The sequence below is a fragment of the Nocardia anaemiae NBRC 100462 genome (genome assembly GCF_001612725.1).
GTDB lineage: Bacteria > Actinomycetota > Actinomycetes > Mycobacteriales > Mycobacteriaceae > Nocardia > Nocardia anaemiae.
Genome location: NZ_BDAZ01000008.1, coordinates 384,487 through 404,666, shown reverse-complemented (window position 1 = coordinate 404,666; position 20,180 = coordinate 384,487). Strand labels below are relative to the sequence as shown.

Below are 20,180 nucleotides of genomic sequence, written 5' to 3'. Positions count from 1 at the left end.
GACGGCCTTTCTCGTCGTCCTCAACCCTCGTTGCCGCATACCCAGTGACTACCTAGCACATAGTGCAACCTATGCGAGGTAGTCACTGGATATGCGCGAGCGGGAATCACCCGAACGCCACGCTCGGGTAGTAAGCCTGGCTGGCATATTCGCCGACGTCATCGTGGAGATGAATCCGCACCCAGACGGCGCAGGAGCGCCCGGAGTTGACCGCGGTAGTAGTCCTCGAATTCCTTCGAGCCGGGTTTCAGTCCGGTCGGGCCTACTGCGGCGTGCGGGAACACCGCGGGGGCCATGACGATGGCCATGAGGGCGGTGCGGACGAAGGCCGGATCCAGTTCGGCGGCGATTTCTCCGCGTTCCTTGGCGCGCGACAGGTTGGCCAGGTCGGTGGCGACCGAATCGTCGGTGAGGTCGGTGGTGTGGGCGTCGGCGGTGAGGCCCTGCCAGGCCATCAGCCGGGCGGCTCTGGGGTCGGCCAAACCCGCGGCCAGGTAGCGGTCGGCGACTTCCTCGAGGGATAGCGCGGGATCGACGAAGGTGGTCTCGTGCTCCTGCCAGCCGCGCTGGATCTCGCGGTAGAGGTTCTCCTTGCCACCGAAGTAGTAGGAGATCAGCTGCTTGTTGACCCCGGCCCGCGCCGCGATGTCCTGTAGGCGAGCACGATCGAAACCCTTCTCGGAGAACTCGTCCAGCGCGGCGCTCAGCAGCGCCTGCCGGGTGCGGTCGGCATCGCGGAGACGCTCGTCGGGATTCGGCGCGCGCCGCGGGCGACGGACCGCACCGCCGGCGCGGGACTCGGGGGTCTGGCTGGATGTCGCCGTCATGTGCCCAACCCTACCCAATCACCTAGCCAGATGACTTCGCTAACCCGACAGGCACATTAATCAACCCGTGGGTTGACAGAGTTGTCTATAGAGATGACACTTCCTGGGTGACAGCATCCTCTGATTCCGAAAACCGCACCGCGCAGCCCGAACTCACCCTCACCCCACAGGCGCGCAAGGCCGTCATAGTCGTGCTGATCGGCGCGATACTCGCCTTCCTCGACGCCACCGTCGTCAATGTCGCCCTGAAATCGCTGTCCACCACATTGGGCGGCTCACTCGACACCACCCAGTGGGTCGTGACCGTCTATCTGCTTACGCAGGCCGCGGTCCTACCGGTCACGGGCTGGGCCGCACGGCGGATGGGAGCCAAACGGCTCTATTTCGCCTCGCTGCTGGTGTTCGTCCTCGCCTCGATCGCCTGCGGCCTGGCCAGCGATATCGGTCAGCTGATCGGGGCGCGGGTCGTGCAGGGGATCGGCGGCGGAGCCATGGTGCCCGCCGGGCAGATCATCCTGGTGAAGGCCGCCGGTCAGCGTGGCTTGGCGAAAGTGATGGCAGCCGTGGGGATTCCGATGGTCTTGACTCCGGTGGTTGGACCGACTATCGGCGGACTGCTGCTCGAATCCGCCGGTTGGCAGTGGATCTTCCTGATCAATGTGCCGCTGGGCATACTCGGGCTGATTCTCGCCGCGCGCCTGCTACCCACCGACGACGACAACCTCTCCGCTGAGCGGCTCGACATTCGCGGACTCGCGCTGGCCTCGCTCGGAATGATCGGGCTCACCTACGGATTGGCCGAGCTCGGGCCACGAGGGCTCTGGTCACCGCACGTCTTCGCTACGCTGCTGGCCGGAAGCGTCGCGATCGCGACCTTCGTCGTTCGGTCGTCGCGAATCGCCCACCCACTGCTCGATATTCGGCTCTACCGGAACGCGCTGTTCAGTTCTGCCGCGGTCACCACATTCATCTTCGGCGCGGCCACCTTCGGCGGAATGGTACTGATGCCCTTGTATTTTCAGATCGTCCGTGGCCAAGATGCGGCCCATACCGGCATGCTGATGGCACCGCAGGGCATCGGCGCCGCGGTGGCGATGGGATTGTCCGGACGCATCTTCGACAGGATCGGTAGCCGAATCTGCGTCATCGGCAGTGTCATCGGCGTGGTGGCGACCGTACCGTTCATGCTCCTCACCGACAGCACCCCTTACTGGCTGCTCGGTCTCGCGATGACGGTGCGCGGAGCCGGAATCGGCTTGGCCGTGATGCCCGCGATGACCGTCGCCCTGCGAACACTCACACCGGCCCAGATCAGCGACGCCACACCACAACTGAACATCATGCAGCGGATCGGCGGATCGATCGGCACCGCACTGTTCGTCGTCGTCCTCAATGACCACCTGCGCGACGCCAACCTGCAGGCCGACCGAGCATCGGCCTTCGGAACCACCTTCACCTGGGCCCTGGCCGCCGCCATCCTGGCCGTCGTGCCGACCGTCGCGATGGCAGTACTGGAGCGACGGGCCCGATCACATAGGCCGGTTCCGCAACAGGATTGACGGCAGATCTGCCTGTAAGTGAGGTCCTAGATGACCTGCTAGAACCACAGACGGTGGCAACGACCGCTGCCGCACTTCGTCTCGACAGGCACCCGGTGCACGCCCGCTCGAACCGCGGCCCATGATTTCGGTAGCTACTCCGCTGAGATGGCCAGAAAGCCGCGGATTGTGCGGTCCGCAGCAGTTGTGTCGACGGTGTCGTGCCTTGCTTTCTCGTTGTCCTCAATGCTCATCGCCGCATATCCAGTGACTACCTCGCACATGGTGCAACCTGTGCGAGGTAGTCACTGGATATGCGTGAGCGGGGATCACCGACCGCCGTGCCGTGCTGCTGCTTCCGCGACGCTGCTTGCGGCCGCAGCGGCAGGGTTTGGCTAGCTGCTGATTGCGTAGGGGCGGCGGACTCGGCGGGCGAATTCCAGGACCTGGGCGATGGCGGTGCGGGACAGGCCGACCTCCGCGCCGATGCTGGTGGGGGTCCAGGATTGGTCGGCGAGCATGAGGATTTCGGCGAGTTGCTCCACCGGGATGACCGAGAGGCCGCGGCCCGCGATTGCGCGGGCGACCGACCAGACCTCGATATCATCGCTTTCGGAGCCGAGGTTCTCGGTCAGCAGGTTCTCGGCCGAAAGTGATTGCACAACTTCGCTGATCACCTCGCTGGTGGTGCGACGAGGCGCGTCGTCCGGAACGAGTTGCTCGATCTCGGCCTCGGATTCCGCGGTCTGATCCACGCGATCGGTTGCGGAATTGTCGGTGCTCGAAGTGCGGTGCACCTCCATTGCCCGGGTGACTTGTTCGGCCGGAGTCGGTGTCGCGGAACCGCGGGTAGCACGCTGGGGTTCGATGGGTGAGCTTTCGTGCGCCGCGTCGGCTGCCGCGCTTGTGCGCGAAGAGGTTTCGGTACGGGTGCCGGAATTCGCTGGGTGGCGAACGTCAGCTGGTGTAGCGGTGCCCGCCGCGGCGGGGGACGCCGTAGCGCGACTTGTGTCGGCCATGGCCTGGTCTGCGGTTGCGTCGACGGTGCCGCTACTTGTTTCGACGATCGCGGTATCGAAGATGCTCAGCTGCGACTGCGCTGCGGGGCGGGTGCCAACGTTCTCGACCGCTCCGACAATGGAGGTTGCACCCACATCGCGCGCGGACCGCACGTCGCGAGTGGAAGCTGCGGTTGTGGGATCAGTTGCGAGGGCGGTTGTGCGCTCGTTCCGGGCATCGGCTGCAGCTGCATTCCGAATGCGTGTGGCAGGAGAAGTCGCACCGTCGCCCGCAGCGGAAGGGGTGCCCGCCGCAGGTGCCGTGCGCTCGCCGCTGGCCCCGTCGCGAGCGGAAGCAGTAGTCCCGGACGAACTACCGATGTCGGCACCAGACGTACGCTCGTCGGCACCAGTCACCGCGGTCTGTGCATCGAATCCGGTTGCGGCAACTATCGTGTGCTCGTCGCGGGTGCTGGCGGCACTGGGCGCTGCCGTCCGTGGTGCGATGCCGGTGTCAGTGAAAGCCGTGGGCTCATCGGCGGCGGTCACTGACGCGTCGTGCGGCGCGAATCCGGTTGCGGCAACTGTCGTGTGCTCGTCGCGAGTACCAGCGGCATTCGGCGCTTCCGTCCGATGCTGGACACCTGTGGTAGCGAAAGTTGTGCGCTCATCGCTACCGGTCTGGGGGTCGAGGCCGGTAGTGGCGAGAGTCGGGCGCGCATCGGCAGTCATCGACATGGTCTGGGGCGCGGAGTCGGTCGTGTGTCGGATGCCAGGGTTGGTGGCACTCGGAGCTGCCGGACGGGGCTCGAAGCCTGTAGTGGCAAAAGTCGTGCGATCGTCGGTAGCAGTCGCTGCTGTATCGGGCTCGAATCCACTAGTGGCAGTCGGTGCGTGCCCGACGCGAGTGCCCATCGCGGCCCCCGGGTGCGCGGTGGCGTGCGGTGTGCTCCCACTGACGCTCGCGGTGCGGAGATCGAAGTCGTTGGCGTGAAAGGCCTTCTCGCCGCCGGTATTCGTGGCCGACGGATGGGCAGGCTGTGCACCGGTAAAGGTGGTCGCGGTGTCCTGGACCGGATCCGAGGTACGCGTCGTGTGAGCAGAGCGGTAGTTCTCGCTCGGAATCGGTTGGGTGAGACGGCCGTTGGTCGAGCGGGTGCTCTGCGCGTGATACACCAGGGTTTCCGTGCAGTCGAGGCGCGAGACCGGAACCGCGTCGGGTTGCGCGGCGCGCATCGCCGCCTCGGCGACGTGGGTATCCATGTCGACCGGGAAGCGGACTCCGGCCTGGTCGAGCATGGGGTCGAAACCCTTGGCCGCCAGTAGCTCTCGACGGTCGATGGGGTCGTCGTGGAAGGTGTCGATGGGCGCGCCGCGTTCGGTGGTGACTCGATGCCGGGGCGGCGGTTCGGGTTCGTTCTCGACGATCGGAACACCATCGATGAGCAGGGCGTATCGCGCGGAAACCCAGGCGTGCAACCAGATAACGACGCCGACCATGACCGGTGCGATCGCGTATTCGGCGGCCTGGCCGAAGGCTCCGGCGGCCAGATGTGGGCCCGCATTGAGGGCGACGGTCGTGCCGAGCAACGCGGTCTCGAAGAAGACGACCTTGCCTCGGTCGAGTTCGCGGCCCCAGCGGGCGGCCGTCGTCGCGGCCACCATGATGGTGATGATCGGGATGGAGATCATCGCCTCGATCCCGTAGCTCAACCAGTACAGCGGATCCGCCATATTCCCGCTGGGCACCAGGTTGTGCTGCACATTGACCCCGGCCCACACCATGCCGAGCACCACGACGGCGATCAACGCACGCGAGGACCATTCGGCCCGGCGGTACAACTGGGCAAGGCGCGCATCCTGATTCGAGACTCGCCGCCGCGCCGCGAGCGCCCGCCGATGCCAGCGCGCATCCGCGTCATCGGCGCGCTGGATGGCGGACATGGTCCGCCGGTTGCGCTTCTCGGCTGCGAGTTCATCCTGGACCGCTCGCTTGCGCTGCCCCCGCCGCTGCGCCCGAACCCATTGCGCGAGTTCGCGTTCCGCATCGATCTCGGCATCCGACAACGCCTGCACCAGCGCCGCGTCATCCTGCAGCGGCAACCGACCCCGCGCGTTCGCGACCCGCTCGGTCAGTGCGGCAATCTCGGACCTACCGGTCGACTGTTTGTCGCGCATCGCGAGCCTTCCCAGGAGCAGGTGTCATACCGACGCAGACCTACATGCTCGAACATATGTGTGATCGCACCGAGATTAAACCGCTACCCGCCCGAGGTCAATGCTCCGCACCCCGAAAACTCGAACAAATGCGCGAATCGCAGGCCGGTGCCGTATCGCTGCTCGGGCCCGGGGTTCCGGCGAACGTAGTCGAATGGTGGTCACCCGCAGCGGATTCGACCGCCGTATCACTGCGCTCGGCAAGCGCAGCAAGCAATCTGGACGCGGCACCAGTGGGCTTGCGCGGAATTTCAGGTCAGGTGAGGGTGGTGTGCCAGACGAGGGCGGCGGCCAACGCACCCGCGCCGTTCACCGACCAGTGCAGGGCGATGGGGGCCAGCAGGCTGCCGCTGCGGCGGCGCAGCCAGGTGAAGACAACGCCCGCGGCGGCCGTGGCGAGGACGGCGAGCAGGATCCCGATGATCTGTCCCGCCGGACCGCCGCCGACGAAGCCGCTCAGGCCGCGGTTGCTGGTGGTCAGACCGAGAGAAGAGGCGATATGCCAGAGGCCGAAGAGCAGCGAACCCGCAGCGAAGACGCCGCGGACGCCATAGACGCGGTCGAGCGTGCCGTGCAGGACACCGCGGAAGGCCAACTCTTCCGGAATCGCGGTCTGCAGCGGAATGACGATCATCGAGGCGATGAGTGCGCCGGAGATGGTGGCGTAGCGGTCGGCGAGGAAGAACGGCCGGGTGATCGGCAGCAGCGCCCCGATCGCGACCACCGCGAGCACCAGGCCGACCGCACCGACCGCCCAGAGTGTGCTGCGCCGCCAGTGTCGCGGCGAGAGTCCGAGCTCGGACCAGCCGAGTCCGCGTCGGCGCATAAGCGCGAGCAGGACCACGGCGGCGGTCGGAACGGTGAGAATGCTCGCCCACGCCGTGGTGAAGTGGGCGATCAGATTGCTGCAGGCCAGGACGATCACCACAACGGCCACGTCGAGATAGGCGTGCAGTTTGTGGCGGGGCGGTGCCGCTTCGTCGAGGTCCTGGTGAAGCACCCGGACCAGTGTACGGATGCCCGCAACCGGCGCGCGGGGATCGGCTTCGGGGGTTCGCGTCATCAACATGGTCGTACCCTGTTTCGCGTTACGCACCGGAGGCGTTAATGCCGCCCCGCCATCCGTGCGGATCGGCCCATGCCTGCAGCGTCCGAGTGCTGTCGAACCGGCGCGGCACGCCGCTGATCGGGTCGGTGAATTCGAGTGATGCGGCCAGCAATTGCAAGGGCCGAGTGAAGTCGTGCACAGATTTGTCGGTGAGTACCGGATAGAAGTCGTCGCCGAGGATCGGAATGCCGAGCCCATTCATATGTAACCGCAGTTGATGGGTGCGACCGGTCAGTGGCCGCAGCCGATAGCGACCCAGTCCGTCGCGCTGCTCCAGCAATTCGATCCAGGTCTCCGCATTCGGCTCCCCCGCGACCTCCTGTGCGGCGAGTACCTGTTTTTCCTTGATGATCCGGCTGCGCACCGTCCGCGGCAGCGTCAGCTTCGGATCGAAGGGGGCGATGGCCTGGTACTCCTTGCGCACTGTGCGCTTGTGGAACATGGTCTGATAGGCCCCGCGCCGGGCCGGATTGATCACGAAAAGCACCAGTCCCGCCGTGACGCGGTCGAGCCGGTGCGCCGGAATCAGATCGGGTAGGTCCAGTTCGCGACGTAGCCGCACCAATGCCGTCTGCAGAATGTGCTGGCCGCGCGGAATCGTCGCCAGGAAGTGCGGTTTGTCGACGACGAGCAGATCGTCGTCACGGTGGACGATCGGGATATCGAACGGCACTTCGGTCTCGTCGGGCAGGTCGCGATGGAACCAGACCGCGCCGCCCGGCACATACGGCGCGTCCGGCCCGATCGGACCGGATAGGTCGACGATTCCGCCCGCGTCCAGCAGCTCATCGATCCGCGCGGCGGGGACACGAGGCAGCCGGTCCACCAGATGGTCGCGAATGGTCGCCCAATCACCCTGCTCCGGTAGGCGGAGCCGGGCCGGATCCAGGCCGTGCCGCTTGGGCAACGGCGGCTGCTGCCTCCTTCTCATCACCGATGACCTTAGTCGGCGACGAATCCGCAGCTCACGGCCGGGTCGGGCTCAGAATCCGCGCAGTCGATCCGGTGTGATGCGCAGCGTGACCGAGTATTCGGCGTGGAACTGTTCCTCGGTCATCGAAATCGAGGCGAGCCCCTCGGTGTATTTCTCGGTGAATGCGGCGACTTCCGCCGATGTGGGCCCGGCCTCATCGATTCGCGCGGTGCCGGTGAGAATCACCACGTCGCCGCCGGTCGCGGTGCTGTTGAGATGCAGCGATACCCGTGGGTTGCGGGCGATATTGCGCAACTTCGACTTATCGGCCTGGCTGAAGATGAGGAATTCACCGTCGCGCCATTGGAACCACACCGGATTCGGCTGTGGTGTCCCGCTGCGGCCGACGGTGGTCAGCCAGATGACATTCTCGCGTTCCAGGCGTTCGGCGACCCTTGCACCGAATGCGGTGCCGGTGTCGACGACGGGCGTGGCGGAGCGATCGGACTGGGTGGTCGTCATGCTTGTGCCAACGCACAGACGGCACGGTCGATTCCACGGCGGCGCGGTTGCGCCTTGACGACTACGGCTCGGCGCGTTCGTCCAGCACCATCCGGCGGGATTCGACGAGCGTCTGTCTGGCACGGCGGCGGACTTTGCAACTGTCGACACTGCAATACAAGTGCACTTGCATCGCCCGGTGCGCCTGCTGCTCGGTCAAGGCGCCGGGGTCACGGCGGCAGTCGCCGATATTCGAAATAATTGTCGTGACAAACATTTTCACCTCTCCAATGGCAGTAGCAATCTGTGTAGCTCGATAAGCTAGTAATGCTTGTGCGCGAAAGTTGCTGGGATAGTCCGCCGTTCACGCAAGCTTCCCCGGCGCGTCGAAGATGTGTTGCCAAGTGCGTTGGGAGAACCGGCCATTCGGTATTGAGCAGGTATCCCGCAGTACCTGTTCGGTGGCGAGGTCCCACTGTGCGAGCTTCGCATCGCAAGTGTCTTAGCCTGCGCAGGGTTACGGCCGGAGCGGCTGTGCACCCCTGTTGGCGGGTCTTGTGAAGTTGCCCAGATCGGATGCTCGTCGTCTGTGTATCGACAGCCGGGATTTCGGTAACACCGGGACGAACTCGGCGCTACCGTGATCGGCGAATCGGTTCCCGAAGGGCAGCGGGATGTAACGACATGTGTTTCCTTCGAGTTGCGTGTCAGTAGTCGGGCGAACCATTCCTGGCGGTTGGTTCGAAAAGTAGATCGCCGCGTGCTCCGCGGCGAAGATCGTTGTGCGAGGGGAAGTTCCAATGGCAACAGGGGTGGCGCCGTCGAGCGCACAAGACTATGGCTCGGATAGATATACGAAAGGATTCGCGGTATTCGAAGAATGGCAAATGCACCGCTACAACCGGGAAAGTCATCTCGGGCATCCGTTGCGCAGCGCGAAGCTGGGAATGCGCTATCTGACACTGCCGCATTATTTCGGCAGAGTGCCACCGGTTCGGCTGTGGTTGCGGCGGTTCGGCGGGCCACGGGTATTGCCGGATTTCGCCTGCGTCGGCGCGCTGAAGAGCGGAACCACCGATCTCGCCAGCTATCTCATGCAGCATCCGAGCATCCTGGCGCCGCTCACGAAGGAGATCGGCCACGGCTATACACAGTTGTGGGGGCCGTTCTTTCCGACCGAGCGGGAGAAGGCCGAGGTGCTGCGATGTACCGGCCAGGCGCTGGCGGGCCACTTCGACCCAGCGCTGCACGATCTGCTGTTGATCGACAACTACCGTGCGGCCCGACCGGACGCCAAGATCGTGATGATGCTGCGCGACCCGGTGGATCGAGCGCACTCGCATTACAAATGGGATCTGTTTCTCAGTAGCAAGGACGGCCTGCGCGCCATGCCGTACGGCAGGACCTTCGCCGATTACGTCGGGTACGCGCTCGAGATGTTCCCCATATCGCCACCGACCACACTGCCCTCCATGCCGGTGCTCGGCACCGGTGTCTACGTCAATTCGGTGGCCCGCTGGCTCGAGGCATTCGACAAGGGGAACGTCTACATCGTCACCGCCGAGGACTTCTTCGCCGACATCTCGAAGACGGTGTGCGGTATCCACGAATTCCTCGGACTGCCCGCCGTCGAGCCGATCCGCCATCACGTGTTGAACCGCAATCCGCTCGAAGTCCCGGAGCCCGACGAGGATTCGCTGGCCCGGCTGCGCGAGTTCTATCGCCCGTGGAACGAGAAGTTGTTCGAGGTGATCGGGCGCGACCTCGGCTGGAATGATCGTTAGATAACGGGCGGTCGCGGGCCACGGGTTGGAGCCCGCGCCGCTCTCGACCTACGGCGCACTGGTACTCAATCGGCGCGAGTCCCCGAGGCGAGAAATATCGGGACGGCGACAAACAGCCGATCGTCGCGCCCCCTGGTGGCTTGGTCGTCGAGCCAGGCGCCTTCTCCCGCGATGTTGGCGAGCACAGGCAGTGCCGTGGAGTCTGTCCACACGATCGTATGAACCTCGACGGTAACGTCGACGAACCCGTTGTCCAGCAGGAGGTTACGGTATCGCCGCGCAACCCGCGGGTTGGACATTCCGTCCGCGCGAGCGTGCACCAGCGTGCGGGTGAGTTCGGCATCGTCGGAGTCGATCACCAAGGTGTCCCAGTCTTGGCCGATGAGTACCGCGCGGCCGTTGCCGGCCAGGATCCGACGGGCCTCGATGACGGCTCGCTCGGGCTCGGCGAGGGTGTGCAGAACCTTGTCGGCGCGGTAGCCGGTGACCGAGCCGTCATCGAGCGGCAGCGCGGTGGCGTCGCCGACGTGGAACTCGCCTGCGGGCCAGCGCTCGACGGCGATCTCGATCATCGCCGGGTCCAGGTCGACGCCGATGGCCCGCACCCCGCGCGCGGCCAACTCGCCGACGGCGCGCCCGCTCCCGCAGCCGACGTCGACAACGGTGTCGCCCAATGCGTCGTAGGTGTGTTCTCGCAGGTTACGGACCTGGGGCAGGTCGTCGAAGGCGTCGAGCAGAGTGAGCAATGTAGACATGGCAGTCAGTGTGCGACTTAATGTCGACATGAAGTCAATCGGCGAGGTGGCGGCTCAGTTCGGGTTGCCGACACATGTATTGCGATATTGGGAGGCCGAAGGACTGCTTACACCGGGTCGCGTGGGTGACCGCCGCCGCTACACCGATACCGACCTGCACCGGGTGGCGGCGATCCTGGTCTCGAAGGAGGCGGGCTTCGGCCTCGCGGACATCCGCACGATGCTGGCCGCCCGGTCCGCACCGGACCGCCATGAGGTGACGGTCCGGCACCGCGAACGGCTGCTGGCGCGGATCGCTCGGGCGCAGGCCGCGCTCGACATGATCGAGGGCGAATGTCCGTACGACGACATCATGACGTGCCCGCGTTTCCAGGGACTCCTGGCTGATCGACTGCAGCCCGCTTCCGGCGCCGCACCGGACCCCGAGTGCCCATCCTGAGGATGACTATTTCCAATAGGCCCGGGATTTGATGGCGGTTTTCGGCAGCCCATGGCTGGCCTTGAGCGCCTTGACGATCGACCGTGTGGTGTGGCCGTCGCACGCGACCCAGGCGAAAGCGTCCTTCGGGCAAGCCATTTCATCGGCCTGCTCGCGCAGCAGTCGACCGTTGTCGATCCGCTGCACCCATTTCACCTGGTGGTGCGGCTTATTGCGGACCGGGAGCCCGGTGTCGGATTCGTATTGCCATTCCAACCAGACCCGGGCGGGCACATCGCCGATCGCGTCGAGCAGTGAATTGATGGCGGGCAGCGATGCGGTATCGCCGAAGACGACGAACTCGCTCGGAAGTGGGTCGGGCAGTTGGAAATCCGAGCCGAGCACCGAAACATCGATCTGGTCCCCGACGGCCGCCTGCTGGGCCCACATCGAGGCGGGCCCATGGTGTACCGCGAACTCGATCGAGAATTTGTTCCCGTCCGGATCGGGATCGACCAGCGTGTAGCCGCGCTGATGCTCGCGCTCGCCATTCGGAATCCACAGCCGCACCCATTGCGTCGGGTGCACCGGATGATCGGCGAGCAGTCCGCCCGCATCGAAGCCGAGCCGCAGGTATTTATCGCTGATGTGCTCGGTCGAGGTCACCGTGAGCCGGTAATCCTCGGCGCGCCACGCCTTCAGCATCAACCCTTCGAAACCTCTACCCATGCAGCTAAGGTTAGCCTAAACATACTCTGATGTCGTGGGGTGTCCGGAGCGGTGATTCCGAATAGCCGTGTGGCTCCGAGGTAGTCAGCTACCTCGGAGCCAATGTGCCCGTATCGCAGGCGATTACAGGTTGCAGGGCAGCATCGCGACGCTCGCGATGGTGCATTCGGCCGCACGGGTCAGCTTCCAGGTGCCATCGATCTGCTTCCACGACAGGTCGAAGTACCAGGGGTCCCAACCGTCGATGGCGGTGGTCAGCTGGGCGGTGAGCAGATCGCCGGAGACATTGACCGGGCCGAGGACATTCCAGCGGAAGCTCGGCGGAGCCGAGGCCATGGCGCCCCCGACCTGGTCGACCAGGCTCAGACCGGCCTCGCCCGCCTCGAGCTCGGCCGCGCGGGCGGAGCGCGCGGCGCCGGTGTTCAGCACCAGTTGCAGCTTGGCCTTCAACTCGCCGAGGCCGGGGGCGGCGGTCCGCATCGGCGCGCCGATGGGCGCGGCACTGGCCGGGGCCACGGTGGCGACGGTGCCGAATGCGCCGATCGCGGCGGCCGCGGTGAGGGAAAACGCCACGGCGGCAAGGCGCGCCACCGGCCTATTTCTGGTGCTGAGCATCGGATCATCCAATCGTTCGTTTGCCGGGAGTGTGCCGATCCAGGACTGGCACTACAGTGCAATATAAGGTAAGCCTATGCAAAGCTGAAGGCCGGAAGTTAGGTGACCCTGGCTCCGCCCCGGATCGAACGCAGGAGAACCGTGGACACACTATTGGTGGTCGGAGCAGGGCCCAAAGCCCTTGCGGTGGCGGCAAAAGCGCACGTCCTGCGGAAATTGGGGCTCGCGCCCCCGCGCGTGATCGTCGTCGAGGCGCATGCCGTCGGCGGCAATTGGCTGCCGAGTGGCGGCTGGACCGACGGCCAGCACCGGCTCGGCACCAGCCCAGAGAAGGACATTGGCTTCCCGTACCACTCGACCTTGGTGCGCGGGCACAACCGGGCTATCGACGAGGCGATGATGGCCTACAGCTGGACCTCGTTCCTGGTCGAGCACGGCACCTACGCCGAATGGATCGACCGCGGCCGCCCGAGCCCGCACCACCACGTCTGGGCCAAATATCTGCAATGGGTGGCCCGCGCGATCGATCTCGAATTGGTCCTCGCAAGAGTGGATTCGGTCGCGGCGGCGGCCGACGGCTGGCTGGTTTCGGTGACCGACGCCGACGGCGTGACCACCCAAATCGACACGGACGCATTGATGATCACCGGCCCCGGCCACAGCGGGCGAGCCCTGGCCGAACACCCCAGTGTGCTCAGCATCGCCGAATTCTGGGATCTGGCGGGCAAACGCGCGCTGCCGGTTTCCTCGCGCGTCGCGGTGATCGGCGGCGGCGAGACCGCGGGTTCGGCGCTGGACGAGCTGGTCCGCCACGACATGCTGACCATTTCGGTGATCACGCCCAAGGCCACCATCTATACCCGCGGCGAAAGCTATTTCGAGAACGCGCTTTTCAGCGATCCGACCAAGTGGAACGCGCTGAGCATGGACGAGCGCCGCGACGTCATCCGGCGCACCGACCGCGGTGTTTTCTCGGTGCGCGTGCAGGAGAGCGTGATCGGCGACAACCGCGTGCACCATCTGCAGGGGCGAGTCGTGCGGGTCGCCGAACAGGGTGACGGCGTGGCGGTGACGCTGCGCAACGACCGCCGTCCGGATCAAGTGCACAACTTCGATCTGGTGGTCGACGCGACCGGTGGGCAGCCGCTGTGGTTCCTGGAACTCTTCGATTCCGATGCCGCCGATCTGCTCGAGCTCGCCGTCGGCGGTCCGTTGACCCAGGCCAGGCTCGAGTCCGCGATCGGCTACGACCTAGCGGTCTCCGGACTGGACGCGAAGCTCTATCTGCCGAATATGGCGGCCATCGCGCAGGGTCCCGGTTTCCCGAATCTGAGCTGCCTCGGCGAACTTTCGGATCGGATATTGCGAACCGCCCCAGCGCGTCAGGTCGTCGGTGCGCGGCGGGGTGCGGCCGCCCGACTCGGTTGATTCGGCCCCGACATCCCCGGATACATCTACGTGAGGTTTTCATGCGCATCGTTTCATTCGGCTTCCAGACCTGGGGCCGCAAAACCCTGCAGGCACTGATCGATTCGGAACACGAGGTCGTGCTCGCGGTCACCCATCCGGCCAGTGCGGATTCCTACAAGGGGATCTGGTCGGATTCGGTCGAGGGCCTCGCCCGTGCGCACGACATCCCGGTGCATCTGACCGAACGGGCCGATGCCGAAACCATCGACCTGGTGAAGCGCGCCGAACCGGATGTCATCGTGGTGAACAGCTGGTACACCTGGATGCCCGCCGAGCTCTACAACCTGCCCCCACACGGCACCCTGAACCTGCACGATTCGCTGCTGCCCAAGTTCACCGGCTTCTCCCCGGTGCTGTGGGCGCTGATCGGCGGCGAGTCCGAGACGGGCCTGACCGTGCATCGGATGGACGAGGGGTTGGACACCGGCGACATCCTGGTGCAGCGCTCGTTGCCCATCGGACCCACCGATACCGGCACCGAATTGGTACTGCGCGGTATGGAACTCATCCCCGGCGCGCTGCGGGAAGCGCTGCACGCCTTGGAATCCGGTACCGCGCAATGGAAGCCGCAGCGCAAATCCGAGCGCACCTACTTCCACAAGCGCTCCGAGCGGGACAGCCGCATCGATTGGACCTGGTCCGCCGTCGATCTGGAGCGTTTCGTGCGGGCACTGTCCGAGCCGTATCCGCGTGCGTTCACCTACTACCGCGGCGAGCGGATCGAGGTGCTCGAGGCGGCGGTTTCGGAGGCGCGCTACGGCGGCACGCCCGGTCGTGTGATCGTGCAGGAGGGTGGCGGCGCGGTGGTGTGCGGTCCGGAGGCGCATCGCGGACGCAATCGCGGCTTGGTGCTCACCCGGATTCGCACCGAGGACGGCACCGAACATTCGGCCGCGGAATTCTTCACGCGCGGTGGCTATCTCACCGACCAGTGACGCAGTGGGCGTCCGCCTAGACTTGTTAGGATAGGCTACGCTAATATTGGGCGACCGTTCAGAAGTAACCACAGATCAGTGCAGCGAGCCGGGGGGTGTTGTACGCCGCCGATTGAATGACGCTGCCTGGCGCGAGCATTGCGCCGGGACGTCCGGCGGAAGCGCAGGAGTCAAGAAATGCCAGCAAATCTCGGATGGATCCGGCAATTCCACCAGCCCCGCTCCGCCGCTAGCGACTGCTCGCAGGTCGCTCGAAACGGCACAGCACGCCCGCCCTTGCTGATCTGTCCGCACGCGGGTAGCGGTGCGTCCGCGTATCGTGCGTTCTCGAAGGTGCTCAGCGAACACTTCGACGTCCTGATCTTCCAGTACCCGGGTCGCCAGGACCGCGCCCGCGAGGCGGCACTGACCACGCTGCCCGAACTCGCCGCCGGTGGCTTCGCGGAATTCCTTACCTCCGAACACAATCGCGGGCTGCCACTGACGGTCTTCGGCCACAGCATGGGCGCGATGGTGGCCTTCGAACTGGTTCGTCATGCCGAGGCTGCCGGACTCGAGGTGCGACTGCTCGCGCCGTCCGCCGCGGTCTCGCCGGGAAGGGCGGTCGACCTGCCGCCGCATCCGACCGAGGACGAGCAGATCCTCGACCACCTCGGCGCGCTGGAGGGCACCGGCGCCGATGTGCTCGGCAGCCGGGAGGTCATGCGGATGGCGCTGCCGGTAGTGAAAGCCGATTACCGGGCCTTCGATGCCTACACCTGCCCGGTGGATGTCCAGGTGCAGGCCAAGATCCACGTGCTCGGCGGTGCCGAGGACACCTTCATCACGCCACGTGAGCTATACGGCTGGTCCAACCACAGTGCACAGGAAATCGACGTCACCATCTTCGACGGCGGGCATTTCTATCTGAACGACAATGCCGCCGGTATCGCGGAACTGCTCGCACCAAAACTGGATCGCGTCGGATGAGTGCGGAAACGGATCCGATCGTGATCTCCGGTATGGCCGTCGAGGCGCCGGGTGGTATCGAGACGCTGCCCGACTTCTGGTCCGCGCTTGCCGAATCGCGCGAACTCATCGGGCCTTTCCCGCGCAATCGGGAGTGGCCGATCGAGGAATTGCTATCGCTGCACCGCACCGAAGGCTGGAGCCGGGTCGCCGATGCGGGTGGGTTCCTCTCGGAGGCAACCGAATTCGATCCAATGTTCTTCGGTATCACGCCGCGCGAAGCGGTTTCGATGGATCCGCAGCAGCGGGTCGCGCTGCGGGTGGCCTGGCGGGCGCTGGAGAACGCGGGCATCAATCCGGGCGCGCTGGACGGCGCCGAGGTCGGCTGCTTCATGGGCGCGTCCATCAATGAATACGGGCCGCAGTCCGGAGTGGTCACCGAGTACTCCGGATACCGGGCCACCGGGACTGCCCTCGGCGCGGTGGCGGGTCGGATTTCGCACAGCCTCGGACTGATCGGACCGTCGCTGACCACCGACACCGCCTGCGCGTCTTCGCTTACCGCATTGCATTTGGCCGCCAATGCCGTGCGTGCCGGTGAATGCGATCGGGCACTGGCCGGCGGCGTCTGTGTCATGGGCTCGCCCGCCGCATTTTTCGAATTCGCCAAGAACAACGCACTCGCCGTCGACGGACACTGCCGCTCCTATGCCGCCGACGCGACCGGCACGCTGTGGGGTGAGGGCGCGGGTGTGGTCGTCATCGAACACGAGTCGCGCGCCCGCGAACTCGGCCACCGGATCTACGGCCGCGTTCTCGCCACTCGGGTCAACCACAATGGCAAGGGCGCGCCACTCGCGGTACCCAGCGCGACGGCACAGCAGCGACTGATCGAGAAGACACTGGCTGCGGCCGGAATTCGACCGGAAGACATCGGCCTGATCGAGGGCCACGGCACCGGAACGCCGGTCGGCGACCCGCTCGAGCTGACCGCCCTCGCACAGTCCTATGGCGCCCTCCACCGCGGCACCGACGGCCCGCGCCTCGGCTCGGTGAAATCGAATATGGGGCACGCGCAGGCCGCCTCCGGGGTGCTCGGCCTGATCAAAGTGCTGCTGAGCGGCGCGAACGGACAGATCGCGCCGAGCCTCTACGCGGACAACCCGACCACCGAGGTGGATTGGGACATCACCAGCCTGCGGTTGGCCACGAAGCTCGAACCCTGGGATCCGATCGACGGCGTCCGCTACGGCGCCGTCTCTTCGTTCGGCGTCGCTGGCACCAATGCGCACGCGATTTTGGCCATGCCCGTGCTGGAGGATACCGATGCCTGATTACCGACTTCCGGACGGAACCGTCCCGGTACTGCTGTCCTCCGATACGGCCGACGGACTGCGCGGCGAGGCGGCGGCGATCCTGGGATACCTCGAGCGGTATCCCGAGGTGACCCCGGATCGCGTGGCGGACATGCTGTTTCGCACCAGGGTGGCACGCCGACGGCGGGCGCTGGCGATGGTCGAGGACCGCGACGGCCTGCTCGATGCGTTGCGAGCGATCGTCGCGGGTGCCGAACATCCTGCGGTGGCGGTTGGCGTCGCTACCGCGCGCGGCGTCGGATTCGTCTTCCCGGGCCAAGGCAGCCAGCGGCCGGGCATGGGCAAACTCTTCTACGAGATCTCCCCGACCTTCCGTCGCGCGGTCGATGACTGTACCGCGATCTTCGAGGAGCGCTTCGGTCATCGGGAGCCGCTGCACTATCTGCTCGATAACGAAGGGCAGTTCGAGGACCAGGTGCGGGTGCTCCAGCCTGCGTTGATGTTCCAGATGTACGCCTTGGCGGCCATGTGGCGGGCGGCCGGTGTCGAACCCGCCGCGACCATCGGGCACAGTCAGGGTGAACTGGCCGCCGGTGCGGTATCGGGAGTTATGACGCTGCGGGATTCGGTGCTCGCTGTGACGCATCGGGCCTTGGCCGTCGATCAGCTTTCGCCGCGTGGCTATTCGATGGCCGTACTCGGCATGGACCGCGATCAGTGCGAGGCGCTACTGGCCAGGCACTCCGGCTGGGCCGAGCTGTCGGTGGTCAATTCGGCACATATTCTGGCCATATCGGGTGATCGCGAGACCATTGTCGATATGGTGGCGACCGCGACCGCGCGTGGTCAGTTCGCCAAGGAGATCCGCGTCGCGTATCCGGCGCATACCTCGGTGGTCAGCGAGTACCGGGAGGCGCTGGAATCCGCGCTCGGCGACGAAATGAGCGGGACGAACTTCATCGCGACTGAAATCCCTTGCTACGGCGCGACACTCGGTACGACCATTACGCCCGACCTGCGGCACGACCAGTACTGGTATTGGAATCTGCGCAACCGCGTCCGGTTCGATCGGGCGATCACGGCGGCAACCGCCGACGTCGACACCTTCGTAGAGATGTCGGAACATCCGATGCTGCAGTTGGCCATTCAGGAGAACCTCAGCACGGTGCGCCCGGACCCGGCCGGGCCGCGGCGGGAATTCCGCGTGGTCGGCACCTCGTTGCGCACTGCGGCGGGGCTCGGCGAGTTCACCCGCAATCTGGCGTCGGTCGCGGTACATGATTCGAACTATCGATGGGATGCATTGCGGGTCGAATCCGATTCGGGCACAGTGCGTTTGCCGCTACGGGATTTCCCCAACACCGTGTTGAATCCGCAGCGGCTGTGGGCGCCCTACCGCACGATGACGCCGGTCGCCCCCGAGCACCCCGCGACCCGGCTGGCGGAGCATTGGGTGCGGCTCGAGCGTCGTTCGCTGGTTTCGCCGCGGACAATGCTCGTCGTCGATCACACCGGTCAGTGCGCCGAACTCGCCGCGGCGCTGTGCACCGCGGCGCACAACCACGGCGGTGGCGCGACCATTTACCATCCCGATCGGCCCGCCGACACCGCCGACTACGACTCGATCGTTGTGCTGCTGCCGGAGTTGCCCGATCTGGACGGACCCGCCGCGATCGCCGAATTGGCACGCTTCTATGACTCGCGTTGGCTGCCCGCTCTGGATGCCACGGTCGCCGACTGTTGGTTGGTGACCGTGCGCGGTGAAGCCGCCGTCGACGACGATCCGGCACCGCATCTGTTCCACGGCGCGGTATCCGCCGGATTCCGCTGCATCGGACTGGAAAATATCGGCACCGCATTCCGACACCTCGACCTCGACGCCGCTGATGCGGGGCAGGCCGCGAAGATCGTGCGCGCACTGCATGCCAAGGACGAACCGCAGCTGGCTTTGCGCGCGGGCGGGCTCTATGCCAAACGGCTCGAGGTGGAGCTCGAACCGGCTGCCGGAGTTCCGGATGACGCTGAGCTCGAACACGTCGTCATCGTCGGCGGGACCGGCACCCTCGGACTGAAGTTCGCCGAGCACTTCGCCGGTCGTGGCGCGCGGCGGATTACGCTGCTCAGTCGGTCCGGCGAAACCGCTACCGGCACCGGCCGTTTGCGGGTCGTCCGACAGGTGAGCACCACCGAGATCACGGTTGTCGCATGCGATGTCAGCGACGAATCGAGCGTGCGTGAGCTCGCCGCCGCGCTGACGGACACCCCGGTGACCATGCTGGTGCACGCCGCAGTGAACTATGTGCGCGCCGAACTCGCCGATGTGACCACCGACAAGCTGTTCGAAATGGCGGCATCGAAGATCATCGGTACCGACCATCTGCTGCGGCTGCTGCCACTTGCCCCGGATGCCCGGATCGTCATCTGCTCGTCCGCGGCGGCGACCTTCGGCGGGCGCGGGCAGATTCTCTACGCCACCGTCAACCGCATGCTCGACGTGTTGGCCATGCGCCTGCGTGCGGCGGGCACGAATGCCGTTGCGATGCAATGGGGTATCTGGGATGTGGAAGGGCCACTGCATGCGGTCGGCGTGGATCGGATCGCCGCCGCGGGCGGCCAGTCGATGGACCCGCGCGACGCACTCGCCGTCGGTTTTACCGAGTACGCCGAAATCGGGCGGCCCGGCAATCGCATTGTGATGGCCGCCGATTGGTCGCAGTTGAACGACATCATCTCGGCGGTCGGCTGGGGTCCGCTGCTCGCCGATGTGCTCGCGCGAGTGGATATGGCCCCGCCGCGGGCCGAGGCCACAGTCGCCGCGCCTGCCGTCGTGGTTCGGCCGGAGGCGGTCGTGCCGTCCGCCGGTTCACTGTCCGACCAGGTGCGCATCGAACTGGGCAAGGTCATGGGGGCCGACGGGCTCGACGCCATCGATAGCTCGGTGCCGCTGGTGGCACTCGGCCTGGATTCGCTGCAGGCATTGGACTTCCGCAAGCGGGTGCAGGCCGAACTGGACCGCGATCTTCCGGTGGCGGCCATTCTGGGCGGCGCGTCATTGGACGACGTCGTGCGCCTGATGGCCGACAGCAACGTCCAGGCGAGGGATTGACG

The 20,180-nt window shown here is 65.8% G+C and carries 17 protein-coding genes; 8 read left to right on the top strand and 9 right to left on the bottom strand.

What is annotated here, in order from left to right:
- Positions 1-158 precede the first annotated feature (158 nt).
- Positions 159-827 (bottom strand): TetR/AcrR family transcriptional regulator, encoded by a 669-nt coding sequence (locus tag NA5_RS07420; RefSeq protein WP_062983217.1) that lies wholly within the window; start codon positions 825-827, stop codon positions 159-161.
- 107 nt (positions 828-934) lie between these two features.
- On the opposite strand from NA5_RS07420, the gene NA5_RS07415 reads away from it, so the two are divergent.
- Positions 935-2,386 (top strand): DHA2 family efflux MFS transporter permease subunit, encoded by a 1,452-nt coding sequence (locus tag NA5_RS07415; protein WP_062983215.1) that lies wholly within the window; start codon positions 935-937, stop codon positions 2,384-2,386.
- A 374-nt stretch (positions 2,387-2,760) separates the two neighbouring features.
- Here NA5_RS07415 and NA5_RS07410 read toward each other — a convergent pair whose 3' ends face one another.
- The 5 genes from NA5_RS07410 to NA5_RS07390 form a co-directional block, all read right to left on the bottom strand.
- Positions 2,761-5,541, bottom strand: coding sequence for a hypothetical protein (locus NA5_RS07410; protein ID WP_062983212.1), 2,781 nt, complete (start codon positions 5,539-5,541; stop codon positions 2,761-2,763).
- A 295-nt stretch (positions 5,542-5,836) separates the two neighbouring features.
- A complete protein-coding gene (locus NA5_RS07405) occupies positions 5,837-6,643 on the bottom strand; it encodes a CPBP family intramembrane glutamic endopeptidase (RefSeq protein WP_084483958.1) in 807 nt (268 codons plus the stop codon).
- A 25-nt stretch (positions 6,644-6,668) separates the two neighbouring features.
- Entirely contained in the window at positions 6,669-7,619 is a 951-nt protein-coding gene (locus tag NA5_RS07400) for an RluA family pseudouridine synthase (protein ID WP_062983210.1), read from the bottom strand.
- Positions 7,620-7,670: 51 nt separating this feature from the next.
- Entirely contained in the window at positions 7,671-8,123 is a 453-nt protein-coding gene (locus NA5_RS07395; RefSeq protein ID WP_084483946.1) for a TIGR03667 family PPOX class F420-dependent oxidoreductase, read from the bottom strand.
- 61 nt (positions 8,124-8,184) lie between these two features.
- Positions 8,185-8,379, bottom strand: coding sequence for a hypothetical protein (locus NA5_RS07390; RefSeq protein WP_062983369.1), 195 nt, complete (start codon positions 8,377-8,379; stop codon positions 8,185-8,187).
- Positions 8,380-8,902: 523 nt separating this feature from the next.
- Between NA5_RS07390 and NA5_RS07385 the strand changes: the two genes are divergently transcribed.
- The gene (locus NA5_RS07385) at positions 8,903-9,886 is read left to right on the top strand and encodes a sulfotransferase domain-containing protein (RefSeq protein ID WP_084483944.1); all 984 of its coding nucleotides are present in this window, start codon (positions 8,903-8,905) and stop codon (positions 9,884-9,886) included.
- A gap of 65 nt (positions 9,887-9,951) precedes the next feature.
- Here NA5_RS07385 and NA5_RS07380 read toward each other — a convergent pair whose 3' ends face one another.
- On the bottom strand, positions 9,952-10,641 hold the full coding sequence (locus NA5_RS07380; protein ID WP_062983207.1) for a methyltransferase domain-containing protein: 690 nt from the start codon (positions 10,639-10,641) through the stop codon (positions 9,952-9,954).
- On the opposite strand from NA5_RS07380, the gene NA5_RS07375 reads away from it, so the two are divergent.
- Complete coding sequence (locus NA5_RS07375) at positions 10,640-11,080, top strand: helix-turn-helix domain-containing protein (RefSeq protein WP_307188866.1); 441 nt, start codon at positions 10,640-10,642, stop codon at positions 11,078-11,080. The genes NA5_RS07380 and NA5_RS07375 overlap by 2 nt on opposite strands.
- Before the next feature lie 6 nt (positions 11,081-11,086).
- Here NA5_RS07375 and NA5_RS07370 read toward each other — a convergent pair whose 3' ends face one another.
- Positions 11,087-11,788: a siderophore-interacting protein gene (locus NA5_RS07370; RefSeq protein ID WP_062983203.1), complete on the bottom strand. Its 702-nt coding sequence runs from the start codon at positions 11,786-11,788 to the stop codon at positions 11,087-11,089.
- Between the two features lie 123 nt (positions 11,789-11,911).
- Positions 11,912-12,403 (bottom strand): MTB12 C-terminal domain-containing protein, encoded by a 492-nt coding sequence (locus NA5_RS07365; RefSeq protein WP_062983366.1) that lies wholly within the window; start codon positions 12,401-12,403, stop codon positions 11,912-11,914.
- 141 nt (positions 12,404-12,544) lie between these two features.
- Between NA5_RS07365 and NA5_RS07360 the strand changes: the two genes are divergently transcribed.
- The 5 genes from NA5_RS07360 (at position 12,545) to nbtC (ending at position 20,178) form a co-directional block, all read left to right on the top strand.
- Positions 12,545-13,831, top strand: coding sequence for a SidA/IucD/PvdA family monooxygenase (locus NA5_RS07360; protein ID WP_062983201.1), 1,287 nt, complete (start codon positions 12,545-12,547; stop codon positions 13,829-13,831).
- A 41-nt stretch (positions 13,832-13,872) separates the two neighbouring features.
- Positions 13,873-14,808 (top strand): methionyl-tRNA formyltransferase, encoded by a 936-nt coding sequence (locus tag NA5_RS07355; protein WP_062983199.1) that lies wholly within the window; start codon positions 13,873-13,875, stop codon positions 14,806-14,808.
- A gap of 177 nt (positions 14,809-14,985) precedes the next feature.
- Positions 14,986-15,777, top strand: a complete 792-nt coding sequence (locus NA5_RS07350) for a thioesterase II family protein (RefSeq protein WP_062983197.1) — start codon at positions 14,986-14,988, stop codon at positions 15,775-15,777.
- Positions 15,774-17,090 carry a beta-ketoacyl [acyl carrier protein] synthase domain-containing protein gene (locus NA5_RS07345; protein ID WP_062983194.1) on the top strand — a complete coding sequence of 439 codons (1,317 nt, stop codon included), beginning with the start codon at positions 15,774-15,776 and terminating at the stop codon, positions 17,088-17,090. Before NA5_RS07350 ends, NA5_RS07345 begins: the two co-directional genes overlap by 4 nt.
- Positions 17,083-20,178, top strand: coding sequence for a nocobactin polyketide synthase NbtC (nbtC, locus tag NA5_RS07340; protein WP_062983192.1), 3,096 nt, complete (start codon positions 17,083-17,085; stop codon positions 20,176-20,178). Before NA5_RS07345 ends, nbtC begins: the two co-directional genes overlap by 8 nt.
- Positions 20,179-20,180 lie beyond the last annotated feature (2 nt).